The sequence below is a fragment of the Sphingobium sp. TomTYG72 genome (assembly GCF_055394715.1).
This window is the reverse complement of the sequence record NZ_AP027336.1, coordinates 2,007,992-2,024,527: the sequence shown is the minus strand read 5'-3', so window position 1 is coordinate 2,024,527 and position 16,536 is coordinate 2,007,992. Positions and strand designations below refer to the sequence as shown.

The window sequence follows — 16,536 nt, the reverse complement described above, 5'->3', positions numbered from 1 at the left end:
CGTTGCAGCGGCGCCAAGGGGTTACGGGGTAAGAAGACGCTTATGAAAATGGTGAAATCGCTCGTTCTCGCCGGGTTGCTGGCCTTTGCGCCGGCAGCGGTGGTGAACAGTCAGGCGCTGGCGCAGGACAATGCCGCCGTCGCAGCCGCCGCAGCGGGCAGTGCCGCCGCACCGGCCGACTCGGGCGCCAATGCGGCCGTTCCGGCTGCCGAGGCCGCGCCTGCGGCCAAGGTTGCCGCGCCGCCCCGTATGAAGCCGACCGAAGGCATTGGCATGCCGCGCCCCGGCGAAATCACCCTGCAGGAACAGTTCAGCCCCACGGGTCATACCGCGCGCTGGCTGCACGATGTGCTGCTCCTGCCGCTCATCACGATCATCTCGGTCTTCGTGCTTCTTCTGATGCTCTATGTGATGGTTCGTTTCCGTCGCAGTGCCAATCCGGTGCCGTCGAAGACGTCGCATAATACGCTGATCGAAGTGATCTGGACCGTGGTTCCCGTGGTGATCCTCCTTGTGATCGCGGTGCCTTCGATCGGCCTGCTGGCAGACCAGTACAAGCCTGCGCCCAAGGATGCGTTGACCGTGAAGGTTACCGGCTATCAGTGGTACTGGGGCTATGAATATCCCGACAACGGCATTCCTGAATATGTCTCGAACATGCTTCCCAAGGAAAAGGCCGAGGCAAATGGCGAGCCTTATCTGCTCGCGCCTGACAATCGCATGGTTCTTCCCGCTGGCCGCCCGATCAAGCTTATCATCACTGGGGCTGACGTGATTCACGCCTTTGCGATACCCTCGCTCTGGGTGAAGATGGACGCGGTTCCTGGCCGTCTCAATGAGAAGACATTCACCATCGAGAAGCCGGGTGTCTATTACGGGCAATGTTCCGAACTGTGTGGCGCGCGCCACGCTTTCATGCCGATCGCGATCGAGGCGCTGCCTCCAGCCCAGTTCGACCAGTGGGTTCTCTCGCAGGGCGGCAAGCTTCAGGGCGCTGACGCAGCAGCTACGGCTGCTGCTCCCGCAGCGCCTGCCGCCGCCCCCGCCGAAAAGCTTTGATGTAAGGGCATAACGCCATGACCACCATTACCGCAGATCATCACGGCGATCATGCTCATGATCATCATGACGCCGATCACAAGCCAGCCTTCTTCCAGCGCTGGTTCATGTCGACGAACCACAAGGACATCGGCACTCTTTATCTGATCTTCGCGATCCTTGCTGGAGTGATCGGCGGCGCGATTTCGGGTCTGATGCGCGCTGAGCTGGCGCAGCCTGGCATTCAGTACCTCCACACCTGGGCGCAGATGACGGATGGCCCCTCGGCCACGCTCGATCAGGCCTATCACCTCTGGAACGTGCTGATCACGGCGCACGGCTTGATCATGGTCTTTTTCATGGTCATGCCCGCCATCATCGGTGGCTTTGGTAACTGGTTCGTGCCGATCATGATCGGTGCACCGGACATGGCCTTCCCGCGCATGAACAATATCAGCTTCTGGCTGTTGATCCCCGCTTTTGCTCTGCTGCTCGGTTCGACCTTCGTTCCTGGTGGTACGGGTAATGGCGCGGGCACGGGCTGGACGGTCTATGCTCCGCTCTCGACCAGCGGTTCTGCGGGGCCAGCAGTGGATATGGCTATCCTGTCGCTCCACATCGCGGGTGCCAGCTCCATCCTGGGCGCCGTCAACTTCATCACCACCATTTTGAACATGCGCGCGCCGGGCATGACCCTGCACAAGATGCCGTTGTTCGTCTGGTCGGTGCTGGTCACTGCCTTCTTGCTGCTGCTCGCGCTGCCGGTTCTTGCCGCCGCGATCACCATGCTGCTGACCGATCGTAACTTCGGCACCACTTTCTACGATGCCGCCGGGGGTGGCGATCCGGAGCTTTACCAGCATCTTTTCTGGTTCTTCGGGCACCCTGAAGTGTACATCATGATCCTGCCTGGTTTTGGTATCGTCAGCCAGATCATCTCTACCTTCAGCCGTAAGCCAGTATTCGGCTATCTCGGCATGGCATATGCCATGGTCGCGATTGGCGTCGTCGGGTTCGTCGTCTGGGCGCACCATATGTTCACCACTGGCATGTCGGTGAACGTGAAGATGTACTTCACGGCCGCGACGATGGTCATTGCCGTTCCCACCGGCATCAAGATCTTCTCGTGGATCGCGACGATTTGGGGCGGCTCGATCAGCTACAAGACCCCCATGGTCTGGGCGCTGGGCTTCATCTTCCTGTTCACCGTGGGCGGTGTCACCGGCGTGGTCCTGGCAAATGGCGGCGTCGATGACGTGCTGCACGACACCTATTATGTTGTCGCCCACTTCCACTATGTGTTGTCGCTGGGCGCCGTTTTCGGTCTCTTCGCGGGCTTTTACTATTGGTTCCCGAAGATGTCGGGTCGCATGTACAGCGAATTTCTCGGTCACCTGCACTTCTGGGTGTTCTTCGTGGGCGTGAACCTGCTGTTCTTCCCCATGCACTTCCTCGGCCTGTCGGGCATGCCGCGCCGCTACCCTGACTATCCGGAAGCCTTCGCATACTGGAACAGCGTGGCCAGCCATGGATATGAAATCATGGCCGTGGGCGTGTTGATCTTCTTCATCAACGTCTTCTGGTCGCTCGCTGCGGGTAAGAAGGCTGAAGGTAATCCTTGGGGTGAAGGTGCAACGACGCTGGAATGGACGCTGCCCAGCCCGCCGCCGTTCCACCAGTTCGAAACATTGCCGGTCATCGACTGACGACCGGCGAGAAAGAAAGCATCTCGCAGGGTGCAGGGTGGCGACCAACAGCGCGAACCCGCAATTAGCAGTCCCGGCGTCCGTGATGGCGCCGGGCTGCCGCACGAGGAGCATATGGCAAGTTCGCCGTTCATGACCGGGAGCGCCGCTCCCACAATTCCCGCGCACTGGCGCGACTTTGTCGCGTTAACCAAGCCACGCGTGATGACATTGGTCGTCTTCACGGGTCTTTGCGGGCTGCTCGCTGCGCCCGGTCAAATCCATCCCGTGCTCGCCTTCACCGCCATCCTGTGCATAGCGCTGGGCGCTGGCGCAGCCGCAGCGCTCAACCAATGGTATGAGGCGGATATTGACGCAAAGATGAAGCGGACCGCTAACCGTCCGCTGCCCGCTGGCCGGATGGACCGGCAGTCGGCGCTTCATTTCGGCGTCGGCCTTTCCTTCTTCTCGGTCCTGCTGATGGGCGTGGCGACGAACTGGCTCGCCTCTGCCATCCTGGCGGTGTCGATTCTTTTCTATGTTTTCATTTACACTATTTGGCTCAAGCCCCGGACGACGCAGAATATCGTCATTGGCGGCGCTGCGGGCGCCTTCCCCCCCGTTATCGGCTGGGCCGCGGTCACAGGTGATGTCAGCGCGCTCCCAGTCGTGCTCTTCATGCTCACATTCTTTTGGACGCCGCCTCATTTCTGGGCGCTCGCGCTGTTCGTGAAGACCGATTATGCTGCGGCAAACATTCCGATGCTGCCAGTGGTATCTGGTGAAGTCGCTACACGCCGTCAGATATGGTTCTACACGGCGATCATGGCTGCCGCAGCAATGGCACCCGTGCTGCTTCGTCTTACCGGTCTGATTTACGGCCTCACAGCCTTGCTCGGGACTGCGCTGTTCGTGATCTTCGCCTTTCAGGTCTTCCGGCGGCGTGAAATGGATCCCAGCCGCATGGGTCCGGAACGCCGGCTGTTCAAATATTCGATCCTTTATCTTTTCCTTCTGTTTGGAGCGGTTGTCATCGACCGTTGGTTGCTGGCATGACGCCCGAGGAAGAGGAGCAGGTACGCGGTCGGCAGAAGTCGCGTGCCATTATCACCGGGCTGCTGCTCGGGGCGCTCGTCATTCTTTTTTACGCGATTACGATCGCGAAAATCGGTGCGGGCCAATAATGGCTAATCTGCCGCCGTCGCCCTTTGACCGGGATCGCCGGAACCGCCGCACGCTCATGACTATGGCAGCGGTAGGATTGGCTATGCTCGGGCTCGGTTTCGCGTCGGTCCCGCTCTACCGGATCTTTTGCCAGCAGACGGGATTTGGCGGCACGACGCAGCGCGCCGCTGCTGACGTCAAGTTGCGGCCTGCGGTCGGCCGCACAATGTCGATCCGGTTCGATTCCAATGTCCAACCGGGCATGCCGTGGCAATTCTATCCCGAACACCGGACGGATACGGTGACCGTTGGCGCGCGCGACATGGCGATCTTCATCGCGAAGAACATGTCGGACAAGCCGGTTACGGGCACAGCCAGCTTCAACGTGACGCCGACCCAGGCTGGTGCTTACTTCACCAAAATCCAGTGTTTCTGCTTCACTCAGCAGACATTGCAGCCAGGCGAGCAGGTCCGCATGCCGGTGATTTATTATGTTGATCCCAAAATACTGAATGATCCAGACAATAGGGACACTCAGCAAATTACGCTAAGCTACACCTTCTATCCTGTTGAGCAGGACAAGAAGCCGAGCTAAGGCAATCCACGATAACGCGAACGCGAACAGGGAAGAGTACGTCATGGCAGGCGCCAAGCAGCACGATTATCACATTCTACCGCCCAGCATCTGGCCGTTATTCGGGTCCATGTCGGCGCTGGTAATGGCGATGGGCGCGATCATGTGGATGCACCCTGATGCCATGCCTGCCGGCGGTGGCTGGGTATTTCTGATCGGCGTCGCGGGCGTGCTGTTCACCATGTACAGCTGGTGGGCAAACGTCATCGCAGAGGCGCATGCGGGCGATCATACGCCTGTTGTGCAACTGCATCTGCGCTACGGCATGATCCTGTTCATCGCTTCGGAAGTCATGTTCTTCGTTGGCTGGTTCTGGGCGTTCTTCGACTTCTCGCTCTTCCCGAGCCAGCTTGCTCCGATCGAAGGTCTGTTCCCGTCCAAGGGTATCGAGGTGATGAACGCGTTTGAGCTGCCGCTGCTCAACACGTTGATCCTGCTCTGCTCAGGCACGACCGTCACCTGGGCGCACCACGCGCTGATCCATGGAGATCGCGAAGGTCTGAAAACCGGCCTGTGGCTGACGGTGATCCTCGGCCTGCTCTTTTCTTCGATCCAGGCCTATGAATATATGCACGCGCCGTTCCCGTTCGGCGGCAGCCCCTACAGCTCGGCTTTCTACATGGCGACGGGCTTCCACGGCTTCCACGTTCTGATCGGTACGATCTTCCTGATCGTCAATCTGGTGCGCGTCTATAAGGGGCACTTCACACCCCGCCAGCATTTCGGCTTTGAGGCCGCTGCCTGGTACTGGCATTTTGTCGACGTCGTCTGGCTGTTCCTGTTCGTCGCCATCTATGTGTGGGGCGGCTGGGGCGCTCCGATGCACGGCGGCTAAGGCCTCTGTCTTATCCATCAAGCAAAAACGGCCGGTGATAACCGGCCGTTTTCTTTTAGACGGAAGATAATTATGCCTGCCGTCATGCTTCTTTCCACACCAGCGCTCTTCCAGCCGTCCTGCGTCTCTCTGCCCGGCGTCCGGCCGTCGAATATGAGCGCCGCGCCTGCCTTCCGGCAGCTCGGCCCGTCCGCTTTGGCCGGGGCGACCATAGCGTCGGCGACCACGCCATGACCGCGCGTCGCATCCCTCTTTTTGCCAGCATTATCGTGGCAGGGGCCGTGCTGGTCATGATCGCCCTTGGCATCTGGCAGTTGCAACGCCGCGGCGAGAAGGAGGCGATGCTCGCCCTAGCGTCGGCCAATCCAGCTAAGCCAACTGTCAGCTTCCCGCAAATGCCACCTGTTCCGCCCGTGCTGCTGTTCAGGCGCTCTTCCATTCATTGCCTGAATGTCGTTGGCTGGCAGACGGAAGCGGGACGGGCTGCCGATGGATCGGTCGGCTACCGCTATATCGCGCAGTGCGCTACCGGGGCAGAAGGGCCTGGCGCGCTCGTCGCTTTGGGCGTCGCCAAGCAGCCGGACCTGAAGCCAAATTGGAAAGGTGGGCAGGTCACCGGCTGGATATCCGAAGAGCCTGATCACCGGACGTTGTTGTCGCGGTTCACGGCTAATGTTCTTCCGCTGCGGCCGATGCTGATCGCGGAGCGCGCGCCGGAAGGGTTGAAACCGGTTGCCCCGCCGAGCGTCAACGACGTTCCGAACAACCACCTCGCTTACGCCATCCAATGGTTCTTCTTCGCTGCGGTGGCCGTGGTCATTTACGTCCTTGCGCTTCGCAAGCGGGTGCCTCCACCGGCCGATCCGTCGTAAAGGCTTGCTCCAACGCTCCAGCCTCGTTACCGCGCTTCCCCATCATGCAATATGTGAGCACCAGGGGAAGCGCGCCTGCGCTGGGTTTCGAGGATGTGACGCTGGCAGGGCTGGCGTCCGATGGCGGCCTCTATGTTCCGGAAAGCTGGCCGCGCTTTTCGGAGGCGGACATACGCGCGCTCGCCGGGCTTTCCTACGTGGAAACCGCCGTTCGCGTCATGGCCCCCTATGTCGCGGGCTCGCTCAGCGAAGATGAACTGCGCGAGCTATGCACTGCCGCCTATGGCCGGTTCAGCCACAACGCGGTGACGCCGCTGGTGCAGCTGGACCACCAGCACTGGCTGCTTGAACTTTTCCATGGCCCGACCCTCGCGTTCAAGGATGTCGCGCTGCAATTGTTGGGGCAGCTGTTCGAGCGGTTCCTGTCTCGCCGTGACGATCATCTGACGATTGTCGGTGCGACGTCGGGCGACACGGGGTCGGCAGCGATCGACGCCGTTGCAGGACGCGAGAAGATCGACATCTTCATGCTGCACCCCGAAGGCCGCGTGTCCGACGTACAACGGCGCCAGATGACCACGGTGCGCGCGCCCAACGTCCATAATATCGCGATCGAGGGCAGCTTCGACGATGCGCAGGCGCTCGTGAAGGCGATGTTCAACGACCCTGCCTTTTCGAAGAAGTTCAATCTGTCGGCGGTGAACAGCATCAACTGGGCGCGGTTGATGGCGCAGGTGGTCTATTATTTCTACGCCGCCGTAAGGCTTGGCGCACCGGAGCGGCAGGTCGCTTTTTCGGTCCCCACAGGTAATTTCGGCGACGTGTTCGCTGGTTATGTCTCGGCGCAGATGGGGCTTCCGGTTGCGAAGCTGATGGTCGCGACCAACGTCAACGACATTCTGCACCGCGCGCTGGCGGACGGTGACTATAGCCAGGGTCAGGTCGTTCAGACAGCGACGCCCAGCATGGATATCCAGATCAGTTCGAATTTCGAACGACTGCTGTTCGACGCGGGTGGCCGTGGCGGCCCGGCGCTGGCCGAGCAGATGAAGGGGTTCGAAACAAGCCGGGCGATGCGCCTCACCAATGCGCAGCGGGCTGGCGCGGCGAAGTTGCTCGCCTCGGCGCGTGTCGATGGCGACGCAATGAACATGGCGATTCGTTGGGCCTTTGACGGAGCGGGTCAGGTCATTGACCCCCATACTGCCGTGGGCCTTGCCGCCGCGCGCGAGATGGAGGTTGAGGCAGGCGTGCCGATCGTCACGCTGGCGACGGCGCATCCGGCCAAGTTCCGCGAGGCCGTGGAGCGCGCCACCGGGCTTCGTCCGCCTCTGCCTGCCCGCATGGGTGACCTGTTCGCCCGTGAGGAAGCCTATGCCAAGCTGCCCGCGACCTTTGAGGCGATCACCGCCTATGTCGCGGAGCGCGCTACGCCGCGAGCATGAAGCTCGACACGCTCATCGGTGAGCCGTGGGCCGACTATGGCCTGCTCGATTCGGGTCACGGGCGCAAGCTGGAACGCTATGGCCGTTATCGCTTCATCCGGCCCGAGCCGCAGGCGATGTGGGCGCCTGCGAGCGCGGATTGGCAAGCCGATGGCGAATTCGTGCCCGGTTCGGACGAAGAGGGCGGGGGGCGCTGGTTCTATGATCGCCCGGTGCCTGCCGAAGGCTGGCCGCTCAGCTGGAATGAGGTGACGTTTCAGGCGAGTTGCACGCCTTTCCGGCATCTCGGCTTCTTTCCCGATATGGCGCCGGTGTGGAACTGGATGCGCGAGCAGACGGCCGGGCTGGAGCAGCCGCAGATTATGAACCTGTTCGGCTATACCGGTGTCGGCACATTGGCGATGTCGGCTACCGGCGCGCAGATGGTACATGTTGATGCGTCCAAGAAGTCGGTCGCGCAGGCGCGGGCCAATGCCGCCGCGTCGGGGATGGAAGACCGCCCGGTTCGCTGGATCGTTGACGATGCCGCGAAGTTCGTAGCTCGCGAGGTTCGGCGAGAGCGGCGCTATGACGGCATATTGCTCGACCCGCCTAAATATGGCCGTGGGCCGGACGGTGAAATCTGGAGACTGGAAGAGGATCTGCCTCGGCTGATCGCGGATTGCCGCCGCCTGCTGGATGCCGACAGTCGCTTCCTTTTCCTGACCGTATACGCCGTGCGCATGTCCGCGCTGGCGATTGGGGAACTTCTGAAGCAGGCCTTTGCCGACCTTCCGGGCACGGTCGAAGCGGGCGAATTGGCCGTGCGCGAGGAAGCGAGAGGGCTGGAGTTGCCGACGGCCATCTGGGCGCGCTGGCGGCGCTAGAGCGCGCTGCGTTTAATCGGACGCAGATCGCGCGCTCTAGTTTTTTGTTATCGCATCGTTTTAAGCGCAAAACCGGTTCCCACTTTTGCGCACGATGCTCTAGCGCTTTCAGCCTAGCCCGACCAACGGCACGATATCGACGGGACGGCCATTGCGACGCAGTTCGATCGTGATGGTCGGACGCCCGCTTCCGGCGTTGCCCAGTGGATCACCCTGTCGCACATCATCGCCCACGGCGGCGGAAAGCCGATGCAATCCGGTGATCAATGTGGTCCAGCCGCCGCCATGATCGAGGATCATGATCTGGCCGTAGCCGCGATAAGGCCCTGCGAAGACGACGCGCCCCGCCGTAGGCGCGACGGCGAGCGCGCCCGACTGGGTGACGATAGTGAGGCCCCGCGACCGGACGCCGCTTTCCGACAATTCGCCCATGCCAGTGACCAGCTGGCCCATCACCGGCAAGCGATAGGGTGGAGGTCCGCCCACGCTGCGCTGCCTTGCCTGTGCGGGCGCCATGGCGAGGTCGGGGCGCGCTGGCCTGAGCAGCGGGCCGGGGAGCGCTGCGAGTTCTTCCCGTAGATCACCTGCCGCCTGGAGGCGATCCATCAGATCGACGATGTCGCGGGCTCTTTCACCCAGGGCGAGAGCGCGGTCACTCTCCAGATTGGCGTTGGAGCGATAGTCCCTCTCCGCCAGCCGCTTTTGCGTTTCCAAGCTGCGTAAAGCGGCTTGGCTATTGCGGAGGTCAGCCTGGCTTTGCGCGAGTGAAGCGGCGGCCTGCTCGGCGGTCTCGCGCAAGGCACGGCTGCGCTCCAGTTCAGCGCGCAAGCCCGCTGTTCGCTCCTGAATGACGGGCAATATCTGTCCCAGCACGGCGCGCATGTGGACGGCATCGCTCAGCGACCCCGGCTGCACCAGCGCCAGGGCCAAAGGCCGCCGCGCCATCATCTGGAGAGCGGCGGTCAAGCGGACAACCGGCTCCTGCTTGGCCGCCAGCCGTGCTGCTTGCGAACGCTGCATGCGGGCTATGATCGCGATACGCGCTTGGGCCGCTTGAATGTCAGCCTCGGCCTGCTGGATACGGGCAGCCATGGCGGCGGCGCGGCGGCGCGCCTGTTCGGCCTCGTCCCGCGCGGCCGTTGCCTGCTGTTCCAACCGCTGGGAGCGCTCGCGCGCTTGTTCGGACTGGATGCGGGCCGCCTTCAGCGCAGCCTGTTCCTGACGCAGGCTGGTTTCGCCCGTGCCGCCCAGGATGATGCCTGCTTGAGGAGCCGCCGCCAGGCGCGCGGCGGCGATGACCGCTGCGCCGCCGATGATCGCTGCGAAGGCTGTTGACCTTTTCACCCCTTGCCCCCTGCCGGTCCTGCTGGCGACCGGCGACATCTGACTAGGCGCAAACGACCATCCATGTCGAGCGGTGGCGGCATCAGCCTTCGCGATGATAGGGGTGGCCCGAAAGGATGGAACAGGCGCGCCACAATTGTTCGGCCAGCATGGCGCGGGCCATCATGTGGGGCCAGGTCATCGCGCCAAAAGCGATCAGCAGGTCAGCCCCGGCGCGGGCTTCGTCGTCGAAGCCATCGGCCGCGCCGATCAGGAAGCGGCATTCGCGCGCGCCCTGGTCTCGCCAGCCTTCGAGCCGCTTGGCGAAGTCCATGGAGCTGAGCTGGCGGCCTTTCTCGTCGAGCATCACGGTGATCGTGCCAGTCGGAGCGGGCGGCAGCTTGCCGCCACGGTCGGGCAGTTCGGTGATCCTGTGCGGCATGGTCAGCCGCTTCACATAACGTTCGACCAGTTCCGCTTCGGCCGAACGTCCGATCTTGCCGCGCGCGATGATGTGGAGGAGCATGGATCACGCTCCTAACGGGTCAGTGCGCGCTTGTCGAAGGGGTGCATGCATCGGCGAAAACAAGCCGATGCAGCAAAAGCCTTCAGGCCGTGCCAGCTACCGGCGCGTCGACAAAGCCCCACATGCGTTCCAGATTGTAGAAGCTGCGCACTTCGGGCCGGAACAGGTGGACGATCACGTCGCCTGCATCGATCAGCACCCAGTCGGCGACCGGCAACCCCTCGACCCGCGCGGAGCGGCCGGTGGCCTGCTTGATGCGCTCGGCAAGCTTCTGCGCCATCGACGCGACCTGACGCGATGAACGCCCGCTGGCGATCACCATATGGTCGGCAATGCTGCTCTTGCCTTCAAGCGGGATGGAGATGGTTTCCTGCGCCTGGTCATCGTCGAGCGATTTGAGGACAAGGTCGTGCAGGGCGGCAACGCTGTCGGCATCATGGGCCGGGTCGTTGGCAGGATGTGGTCTGGTCAAAAATGCTCCATTCTAGACAATCAACCGGCGCGTGAGCGGATCGCGCACGCGTGCATGTTCATATTCGCGATGCCAGAGGGGTTTCGCCTGCCGCAGCAGGGTCGCCGATCTTGGATCAGGGCGAAAGCGCAAAAGCACAAGCGCCGGCGGTCTCCAATCCGTCCAGTCTGCACTCTGGCGCGCGGGCCGGACGAAACGCCGCAGCCAGGCCATGGCCCCAGAGCCACGGGCAACTCCATCATAGCCGGGACGGGCGATCACGGCAATGGGCATCTGTCGCGCGATGCCGCGCCAATCCTTCCACTGGCCGAACTGGGCGAGATTGTCCGCGCCCATCAGCCAGATGAACTGATTACGGGGGAAGCGGTGTCTGATCCCTTTTAGCGAATCGGCGGTGTATCGGGTGCCCAGCGCGTGCTCGATCGCGGTGGGCCGAATCGCCGCGCGTCGAGCAATATGGCGGGCGTGGGCGAGGCGTACGGGGAGGGTCGCCATGCCAGCACGGGGCTTGAGCGGATTACCCGGCGAGACCAGCCACCAGACTTCGTCCAGGCGCAGCGCCTTCGCAGCGAACAGCGAGATTGCGCGATGGCCGCCATGCGCCGGATTGAAAGAGCCGCCCAAAAGGCCGATGCGTGCCATTCAGCTTGCCGCCGTCGCTGCCAAAGGGCCAGAAATGAACCGATTGCTCACTCTGCTTCCATGAGGCCGCGTGCCTTCCGCACGCCCTTCCGCCGATCCCCCTGCGCCAGTTGCCTTTTCAGCTCCTCCGGCCGCGGCGCGACCAGGAAGCCGAAGCTGACGCAGCCTTCCCGGGTTTCGACCGCATGATGCAGCCGATGCGCCTGAACGATCCGCTTCATATAGGGCGAGCGGGAAACATGGCGGTGGGTGATCCGCTGATGGACGAGGATGTCATGAAAGCCGAGATAGATGAGGCCGTAAGCCGCGATCCCCGCGCCGCAGGCTGTTGCCCAATCGCCCCAGCCCCATTGCACGCCGCCCAGTAGCAGCAGGATCGAAGGGAGCGCGAAGATCACGAAATAGAGGTCGTTCGCTTCCCACATGCCGTTGCGGGGACGATGATGGCTGGCATGCAGGAACCAGCCCGGCCCATGCATCACCCAACGATGCATGACATAGGCAAAGCCCTCCATCGCGGTGACGGTGGCGGCGAAGATCAGGAACAGCAGGAACGCGGACATGGCGCCCTGTATAAACGGGCGAATGAAGGTACGCGACCCCGTATAACTGCGGACGCGAAAAAGGCCGCGATCATCGAGATCGCGGCCCTCTTCATTCTATAATCGAAGAAATCAGAAGGAGGCGGTGATCGAACCCACTACGCCAGCCTTGCTGATGTTACGGCCGCTGGGGCTGTAGAGCGACTTGTCGGTGTCCACATAGCTGACGCCGAAGGTCAGGTGGCTCCAGGTGTAGGTCGCGCCGATGTTCCAGTCCGTATATTCCTTGCCGATGGTCAGGTAGCTGGGGCCGAAGCTGTGACCCAGATGCGCCGAAACGCCCAGCGGCGTGTTGGGAATGCTGGCCGACAGGTCGCCCGTAACATAGAGATTGTCTTCGCGGGTCAGGCCGCCATCGACGGAAAGGGCGCGCGACTTGGGCGCATAGGCGGCGCCGAGCTTAGCCGTCGCCGGGCCGAAGGTGCCCTTGATCGAAGCATAGGGCTCAACGAAGTCGGTGTTCGCACCGCCCGAACCGGGGAAGTAATAATAGAGCACGCCGACATCGACGGTCGCGGCGCCAATGGTCTTGGAATAGCCTGCGATCAGGTCGAGTTCCTGGTCGCTGCCAGCGGCCACATAGTCATCGATCGACGAGCCCCAGGTCGAGACATAGAAGCCCGATTCATGGGTGACGGTGATGCCGCCCTGCAGCGCGAAACGCTTGTCGGTCTGCGAAATGCCACGGAAACGATAGTCGCTGATTACGGCAGCGTTGCCGGTGACGGTGAGCGCGGGCGTAGCCTCGTCCTGGGCGAGTGCCGGGACGGACAGAGCAGCGAGAGCGACGGCCGAGAGGCCGAGAATGGACTTACGCATTGGATTCCCCTTGGTGGTTTTCTGCGATGGTCCCGCCTGCGTCAGGATTCCGCATTCTCTATTCCCACAAAGGGCCGGATCGGATGACCTGAACAGGCACGACATGCCGACGCATGCCGCGCTGCACAAGAAATTATTGCTATTGGTTGTCTTTTACGTCCGTAATGTTGCTACTCTGCAACAAAAGGCTGAGCGCTTGGCGTGGCCTGATGCACCACCCGCTGTGGATAGGGGATCGTGATCCCATGTTCGCGAAACAACAGCCAGAGGCGGTTCAGCACGTCCGATTTGACACTTCCGACGCCGCCTTCCGGGTCGCTGATCCACACCAATATGTCATGTTCGACCCGGTTTTCGCCAAAGCCCGTCAACCAGACATTGGGCTTGGGATTGCGCAGGACGCGTGGGCTTTCCTGCGCGGCGCGTAGCATCAGCTCCTGCGCGAGCTTGAGGTCGCTGTCGTAACCGATGCCCACTGGAATGCGGATGCGGACATTGCGATCGGAATAGGACCAGTTCTCCACCTCCTGCGTCATCAGATTTTCGTTCGGGATCAGATGCTCTTTACCATCGCGGGTCAGGACGGAGACGGCGCGAACACCGATCTTGTTCACCCAGCCAAAGCTGTCGCCGACAACGATGACGTCGCCCGGCTTGATCGAGCGGTCCATGAGCAGGATGATCCCGGCGAACAGATTGCCGAAGGTTTTTTGCAGGCCGAAGCCGACGGCCAGGCCCAGCGCGCCGGAAAAGACGGCAAAAGCAGTAAGGTCGACGCCGAGCAGATCGACGCCGATGAAGAAGGCGGCGACGACGGCCGCGATGGCGGCGAGCTTTTGGGCGAGCAGCTTTTGCGTGGGATCGAGCCCTTTGGCACGGTCGATGCTGCGGGCGAACAGACGATTGGCGAGCCGCACCAGCGCAAAGAGCAGGACGCAGATCGCGGCGGTGCTGACAAGGCCAAGCAAGGTGATCCGCCGTTTGCCAAGGTCTATGCCGATGCCGTCCAGCATGTCGGCAACGGGCGCGAAGCCGCCGCTGCTGCCGGAAAGGATCATGACGAACAGCAACAAGGCCAGCGGAACGACAGCCCAGCGCGGAATGGCTAGGCTGCGCAGGATATGGATGCCGAGCAACGCGACGGAGAGCGCGAAGGCTCCGCCAAGGATGAGGTGGGCGAGCGCGTCGACCGGCCAAAGCATGACAGCCAGGGCGAAAAGACCGCTTCCAAGGCTGTGGCGAAGGATGGGTCGGAAATGTCCGGCCAATGCCTCCCCTAATGGTCGTGCCCGGCGGCGCAGGCGCGGGGCGGCGATATGGGCGATCCCATCGGCGATCAGGAACAGAACCGCCGCTATCGTGAGTGCAACAAGGGGATGAACGATGGCCGGATTTCCGGGCAGCAGGGCCAGGAGGTTGGGGAAACCCCGGCTCATCCCCGTACCTTGCGGAAACGGGCGAGGCCGACATCAAGATCGGCGATGAGGTCGGCGGGATCTTCAAGCCCGATCTGTAGCCGGACGAGAGGACCTTCCGCCTGCCATATGGTGGCGGTGCGGTAGCGTGCTGGATCGACGGGCAAGGCCAGGCTTTCGAAACCGCCCCAGCTGTAGCCGATACCGAAATGTTCTAGGCCGTCGATCAACGCGGCGCGGGCTTCTTCGCTGCCGCCCTTGAGGACGAAGCTGAAGAGGCCGCTGGAACCGGAAAAGTCGCGCGCCCAATTTTCATGGCCGGGGCAGCTTGGCAGTGCGGGGTGGAGGACGCGGGCGACGTCGGGCTGTTCGGCGAGCCAACGGGCGATCTGGAGTGCGCTGTCCTGATGCTGGTTCAGGCGGACGCCGAGGGTACGGAGGCCGCGGCTGGCGAGCCAGGCGTCGTCGGGGCTGACCATTTGGCCGAGGAGATAGGCGGTCTGGCGGAGCTTCGGGAAATGCTCAGGGGTGGCGGTGACGGAGCCGAGCATGACGTCGCTGTGGCCGACGATATATTTGGTGCAGGCGAGGACGGTGATATCGACGCCGTGGGCGAGGGCGGGGAAGAAGAAGGGCGTGGCCCAGGTATTGTCGAGGAGAGTGACGATGCCCTTTTCCCGCGCGAGGGCGGTGATGGCGGGGATGTCCTGCACTTCGAAAGTCAGGCTGCCGGGGCTTTCCAGGAAAATGGCGCGGGTGTTTTCATTAAGGAGTTGGCGAATTGAAACGGAATCGGCGAGGGGGTCGTAATAGATCGTTTCGATACCGTAACGTTTTAGCATCTGTTCGCAGAAGTTGCGGGTGGGGTCGTAGGCGCTGTCGACCATGAGCAGCTGGTCGCCGGGTTTCAGGACCGAAAGCAGCGCGCAGGCGATCGCGGCGACGCCGGAGGGGAAGAGCATCGTCCCTTCCGCGCCGGGCTCCATCTCGGTGAGCGCGTCGGCGAGGCTCCAGGCTGTGGGCGTGCCCTTGCGGCCGTAGAAGAGCCGTTCGTGCGTGCTGCGGCGCGCGGCGCTGCGCAGATGGGCGACATCGTCATAGAGGATGGTCGAGGCGCGCCAGACCGGCGGGTTGACGATGGCGCCGGGCTGGCCGGGCATGCCAGTCCATTCCGCCTTGCGCCCGGCCTGCGCCAACTGGGTGAGCGGCTTGCGGTCCTTGCTCATGCGGCGGGACCCGTCGCCTTTGGCGTTGAGGGATCTAGCCCCCATTCCGACCAGCTGCCGTCATAGAGGGTGACGTCCGTCTTGCCGAGCAGCTCAAGGCCCGCGAGCAGGATCGCCGCCGTCACGCCGCTGCCGCAGCTGGTGATGATCGGGCGGGAGAAATCGGTGCCCGCGTCGATGAAAAGCTGCCGCAGTTCCTCGCCCTTCTTCATGCTGTTGTCGGCGTTGAATAGGGAGGCGGACGGGACGTTGAGCGAGCCGGGGATATGGCCGGACGCCATGCCGGGGCGGGGTTCCTTTTCCTCGCCGGTGAAGCGGGCCGCGCCGCGCGCGTCGAGGACCTGGGCTGTATGGCTGTCGAGATTGGTGATCAGGTCTTCCTTGGTGCGGACCTGGCCCTCCGCGCGCCGGGCGGTGGCGTCTCCGCGCGGGATGACGGGCCAGCCGCTTTCCGTCGGGCGGCCTTCCGCGAGCCACTTTGGGAGGCCGCCGTCCAGGATCGCGGCGGACTTGCCCACGCCATAGAGGCGCATCATCCACCATGCGCGGGCAGCGCTGTGCGTGGGGCTGTTGTCGTAGAGGATGATGCGGCTGTCCGCGTTGATGCCGAGCGCGCGGCAGCGTTCGGTCATGAAGGCGTCGGTCGGCAACATGCCGGGGCGCGGGTCGTCTGCATCGGAAAGGCTGGGGAGGTCGAGATAGGCGGCGCCGGGGATGTGGGCGGCTTCGAACTCGGCGCGGGCATCGCGTGGCGTGCCGGGGAGGAAGAGGCTGGCGTCGAGTGTCTTGAGGTCGTCCTTGCCCAGTTCTGCTGCGAGCCTGTCCGTGGAGATGAGGATGTCCATGCCGCCTCTTTTGTTGGTGCGTGGCGACCTTTTTAGGCGGGTGATGGGGGTGTGGGAAGGGTGTTGGGCTATTCGTCTCCCCCTATTGTTAGGTCGTCATTCCAGCGGAAGCTGGAATCTCGGGAGG

General features: G+C 62.7%; 19 protein-coding genes. 10 read left to right on the top strand and 9 right to left on the bottom strand.

The genetic code is table 11. The annotated features are described in order from the left end of the window. The first annotated feature begins 42 nt into the window (after positions 1-42). The 10 genes from coxB to ACZ5U1_RS10005 all read left to right on the top strand — a co-directional run bounded on the left by coxB (position 43) and on the right by ACZ5U1_RS10005 (position 8,539). Entirely contained in the window at positions 43-1,059 is a 1,017-nt protein-coding gene (coxB, locus tag ACZ5U1_RS10050; RefSeq protein ID WP_464778285.1) for a cytochrome c oxidase subunit II, read from the top strand. Positions 1,060-1,076: 17 nt separating this feature from the next. Beyond that, the gene (gene ctaD, locus ACZ5U1_RS10045) at positions 1,077-2,744 is read left to right on the top strand and encodes a cytochrome c oxidase subunit I (protein ID WP_464778284.1); all 1,668 of its coding nucleotides are present in this window, start codon (positions 1,077-1,079) and stop codon (positions 2,742-2,744) included. Positions 2,745-2,858: 114 nt separating this feature from the next. Continuing rightward, complete coding sequence (locus ACZ5U1_RS10040) at positions 2,859-3,779, top strand: heme o synthase (RefSeq protein ID WP_464778283.1); 921 nt, start codon at positions 2,859-2,861, stop codon at positions 3,777-3,779. After that, on the top strand, positions 3,776-3,907 hold the full coding sequence (locus ACZ5U1_RS10035; RefSeq protein WP_464778282.1) for a hypothetical protein: 132 nt from the start codon (positions 3,776-3,778) through the stop codon (positions 3,905-3,907). Before ACZ5U1_RS10040 ends, ACZ5U1_RS10035 begins: the two co-directional genes overlap by 4 nt. After that, complete coding sequence (locus tag ACZ5U1_RS10030; RefSeq protein WP_464778281.1) at positions 3,907-4,482, top strand: cytochrome c oxidase assembly protein; 576 nt, start codon at positions 3,907-3,909, stop codon at positions 4,480-4,482. Before ACZ5U1_RS10035 ends, ACZ5U1_RS10030 begins: the two co-directional genes overlap by 1 nt. 43 nt (positions 4,483-4,525) lie before the next feature. Continuing rightward, complete coding sequence (locus ACZ5U1_RS10025) at positions 4,526-5,356, top strand: cytochrome c oxidase subunit 3 (protein WP_464778280.1); 831 nt, start codon at positions 4,526-4,528, stop codon at positions 5,354-5,356. 72 nt (positions 5,357-5,428) lie between these two features. Continuing rightward, complete coding sequence (locus tag ACZ5U1_RS10020) at positions 5,429-5,590, top strand: hypothetical protein (protein WP_464778279.1); 162 nt, start codon at positions 5,429-5,431, stop codon at positions 5,588-5,590. Further along, positions 5,587-6,228, top strand: a complete 642-nt coding sequence (locus tag ACZ5U1_RS10015; RefSeq protein ID WP_464778278.1) for an SURF1 family protein — start codon at positions 5,587-5,589, stop codon at positions 6,226-6,228. Before ACZ5U1_RS10020 ends, ACZ5U1_RS10015 begins: the two co-directional genes overlap by 4 nt. A 44-nt stretch (positions 6,229-6,272) precedes the next feature. After that, complete coding sequence (gene thrC, locus ACZ5U1_RS10010; protein WP_464778277.1) at positions 6,273-7,673, top strand: threonine synthase; 1,401 nt, start codon at positions 6,273-6,275, stop codon at positions 7,671-7,673. Next, entirely contained in the window at positions 7,670-8,539 is an 870-nt protein-coding gene (locus tag ACZ5U1_RS10005) for a class I SAM-dependent methyltransferase (RefSeq protein ID WP_464771387.1), read from the top strand. Before thrC ends, ACZ5U1_RS10005 begins: the two co-directional genes overlap by 4 nt. Positions 8,540-8,647: 108 nt before the next feature. On the opposite strand, the gene ACZ5U1_RS10000 is transcribed toward ACZ5U1_RS10005, so the two are convergent. The 9 genes from ACZ5U1_RS10000 to sseA all read right to left on the bottom strand — a co-directional run bounded on the left by ACZ5U1_RS10000 (position 8,648) and on the right by sseA (position 16,409). Next, positions 8,648-9,883, bottom strand: coding sequence for a murein hydrolase activator EnvC family protein (locus ACZ5U1_RS10000; protein ID WP_464778276.1), 1,236 nt, complete (start codon positions 9,881-9,883; stop codon positions 8,648-8,650). Positions 9,884-9,965: 82 nt separating this feature from the next. Further along, positions 9,966-10,388: a 23S rRNA (pseudouridine(1915)-N(3))-methyltransferase RlmH gene (locus ACZ5U1_RS09995; RefSeq protein WP_196224688.1), complete on the bottom strand. Its 423-nt coding sequence runs from the start codon at positions 10,386-10,388 to the stop codon at positions 9,966-9,968. An 82-nt stretch (positions 10,389-10,470) separates the two neighbouring features. Beyond that, positions 10,471-10,860, bottom strand: coding sequence for a ribosome silencing factor (gene rsfS, locus ACZ5U1_RS09990; RefSeq protein WP_464778275.1), 390 nt, complete (start codon positions 10,858-10,860; stop codon positions 10,471-10,473). A 12-nt stretch (positions 10,861-10,872) separates the two neighbouring features. Further along, positions 10,873-11,502 (bottom strand): nicotinate-nucleotide adenylyltransferase, encoded by a 630-nt coding sequence (locus ACZ5U1_RS09985; RefSeq protein WP_464778274.1) that lies wholly within the window; start codon positions 11,500-11,502, stop codon positions 10,873-10,875. Between the two features lie 47 nt (positions 11,503-11,549). Then, positions 11,550-12,065 carry a sterol desaturase family protein gene (locus tag ACZ5U1_RS09980; protein ID WP_464778273.1) on the bottom strand — a complete coding sequence of 172 codons (516 nt, stop codon included), beginning with the start codon at positions 12,063-12,065 and terminating at the stop codon, positions 11,550-11,552. A gap of 111 nt (positions 12,066-12,176) precedes the next feature. Continuing rightward, positions 12,177-12,923, bottom strand: a complete 747-nt coding sequence (locus ACZ5U1_RS09975; RefSeq protein WP_464778272.1) for a TorF family putative porin — start codon at positions 12,921-12,923, stop codon at positions 12,177-12,179. Between the two features lie 170 nt (positions 12,924-13,093). Then, entirely contained in the window at positions 13,094-14,359 is a 1,266-nt protein-coding gene (locus tag ACZ5U1_RS09970) for a mechanosensitive ion channel family protein (RefSeq protein ID WP_464778271.1), read from the bottom strand. Then, positions 14,356-15,564, bottom strand: coding sequence for a cystathionine beta-lyase (gene metC / locus ACZ5U1_RS09965; protein ID WP_464778270.1), 1,209 nt, complete (start codon positions 15,562-15,564; stop codon positions 14,356-14,358). The genes ACZ5U1_RS09970 and metC overlap by 4 nt, the downstream gene beginning before the upstream one ends. Next, on the bottom strand, positions 15,561-16,409 hold the full coding sequence (gene sseA, locus ACZ5U1_RS09960) for a 3-mercaptopyruvate sulfurtransferase (RefSeq protein WP_464778269.1): 849 nt from the start codon (positions 16,407-16,409) through the stop codon (positions 15,561-15,563). Before sseA ends, metC begins: the two co-directional genes overlap by 4 nt. Positions 16,410-16,536: the final 127 nt, after the last annotated feature.

Excerpts from the sequence above, each read along its gene's own strand:
- ctaD (WP_464778284.1), top strand. The coding sequence starts at position 1,077 with ATGACCACCATTACCGCAGATCATCACGGCGATCATGCTCATGATCAT.
- ACZ5U1_RS10030 (WP_464778281.1), top strand. The coding sequence starts at position 3,907 with ATGGCTAATCTGCCGCCGTCGCCCTTTGACCGGGATCGCCGGAACCGC.
- ACZ5U1_RS10005 (WP_464771387.1), top strand. The coding sequence starts at position 7,670 with ATGAAGCTCGACACGCTCATCGGTGAGCCGTGGGCCGACTATGGCCTG.
- sseA (WP_464778269.1), bottom strand. The coding sequence starts at position 16,409 with ATGGACATCCTCATCTCCACGGACAGGCTCGCAGCAGAACTGGGCAAG.
- ACZ5U1_RS10020 (WP_464778279.1), top strand. The coding sequence starts at position 5,429 with ATGCCTGCCGTCATGCTTCTTTCCACACCAGCGCTCTTCCAGCCGTCC.
- ACZ5U1_RS09975 (WP_464778272.1), bottom strand. The coding sequence starts at position 12,923 with ATGCGTAAGTCCATTCTCGGCCTCTCGGCCGTCGCTCTCGCTGCTCTG.
- metC (WP_464778270.1), bottom strand. The coding sequence starts at position 15,564 with ATGAGCAAGGACCGCAAGCCGCTCACCCAGTTGGCGCAGGCCGGGCGC.
- ACZ5U1_RS10025 (WP_464778280.1), top strand. The coding sequence starts at position 4,526 with ATGGCAGGCGCCAAGCAGCACGATTATCACATTCTACCGCCCAGCATC.
- ACZ5U1_RS10040 (WP_464778283.1), top strand. The coding sequence starts at position 2,859 with ATGGCAAGTTCGCCGTTCATGACCGGGAGCGCCGCTCCCACAATTCCC.
- ACZ5U1_RS09970 (WP_464778271.1), bottom strand. The coding sequence starts at position 14,359 with ATGAGCCGGGGTTTCCCCAACCTCCTGGCCCTGCTGCCCGGAAATCCG.
- ACZ5U1_RS09985 (WP_464778274.1), bottom strand. The coding sequence starts at position 11,502 with ATGGCACGCATCGGCCTTTTGGGCGGCTCTTTCAATCCGGCGCATGGC.
- ACZ5U1_RS10015 (WP_464778278.1), top strand. The coding sequence starts at position 5,587 with ATGACCGCGCGTCGCATCCCTCTTTTTGCCAGCATTATCGTGGCAGGG.
- ACZ5U1_RS09980 (WP_464778273.1), bottom strand. The coding sequence starts at position 12,065 with ATGTCCGCGTTCCTGCTGTTCCTGATCTTCGCCGCCACCGTCACCGCG.
- ACZ5U1_RS10035 (WP_464778282.1), top strand. The coding sequence starts at position 3,776 with ATGACGCCCGAGGAAGAGGAGCAGGTACGCGGTCGGCAGAAGTCGCGT.
- coxB (WP_464778285.1), top strand. The coding sequence starts at position 43 with ATGAAAATGGTGAAATCGCTCGTTCTCGCCGGGTTGCTGGCCTTTGCG.
- ACZ5U1_RS09995 (WP_196224688.1), bottom strand. The coding sequence starts at position 10,388 with ATGCTCCTCCACATCATCGCGCGCGGCAAGATCGGACGTTCGGCCGAA.
- thrC (WP_464778277.1), top strand. The coding sequence starts at position 6,273 with ATGCAATATGTGAGCACCAGGGGAAGCGCGCCTGCGCTGGGTTTCGAG.